The organism is Mesorhizobium sp. M7A.F.Ca.CA.003.01.2.1, assembly GCF_003998945.1.
Classification (GTDB): domain Bacteria; phylum Pseudomonadota; class Alphaproteobacteria; order Rhizobiales; family Rhizobiaceae; genus Mesorhizobium; species Mesorhizobium ciceri.
The window spans coordinates 1-807 of the sequence record NZ_RZRA01001468.1 but is presented as its reverse complement, the minus strand read 5'-3'; the positions used below and the strand labels follow the sequence as shown (position 1 = coordinate 807).

Genomic DNA, 807 nt, shown 5'->3' with positions numbered 1-807 from the left:
GCACAAGATCTTCGGCAATGACCGCTTCCTGCTGCAGATGGCGATCGGCACCATGCCGCACGCCAAGATCATGAAGGCGATCGAACTCTACGGCACCAGGGTGGCGCCGATCGTGCGCAAGGAAACAGCCAAGCCCGCCACAGCCGTCACGTCGCCGGCAGCCTGACCCGGAGCCGGCGCGAGCGGCCTCAATCCCGAAGCCGGCTCATGGAACCCTCGCCCGTAACTCTGCGTTTCATGGAGGCGATTGCCGTGCGAAGGGGCGCCGGCTTGAGGGGTGACCATGAAAACCGAACCCACAGCCTGGGGACAGGACGTTTCCGATGAACCGGATTCGCGCGTCGCGGCTCGCGCCGACACGCGTCTGATGCGCTCGTTGCTGATCGGCATCTTTCTCTTCATGGCCATCTACGCGCTCTATTTCGCCCGCGCCTTTTTCATGCCAGTGCTTCTGGCTTTCCTGCTGGCGCTGACGCTGACGCCGATCGTCCGGCTGCTGCGCAAGCACGGTATCCCGGAAGTGATCTCGGCAACCCTTCTGGTGCTGTTGTCCCTTTGTGTGTTCGCCACCGCCGGCTATCTGCTCAGTGGCCCGATCATCGATCTTATCAACAACACCTCGTCGATCGGCCAGAAGCTCACCGAACGGTTGGCGCAATTGCGACAGCCGCTCGAGAAGATCATGCAGATTTCGCATCAGATCGAACAACTGACCGAGACCTCGCAGGAGTCCGGTATTCAGAAGGTGGCGGTGGCGCAGTCCGGCATCCTGTCGGCGGCCGCCAGCAACATCCTGTCGGCGGGAAC

General features: G+C 62.1%; 1 protein-coding gene and 1 pseudogene. Both read left to right on the top strand.

Features of this window, described 5'->3' with window-relative positions:
- Positions 1-166: pseudogene (locus tag EN969_RS36480) on the top strand (LLM class flavin-dependent oxidoreductase); the annotation flags it as partial.
- A gap of 117 nt (positions 167-283) precedes the next feature.
- Positions 284-807: AI-2E family transporter (locus EN969_RS33510; protein ID WP_127419886.1), on the top strand; the 524-nt coding region annotated here is incomplete at its 3' end.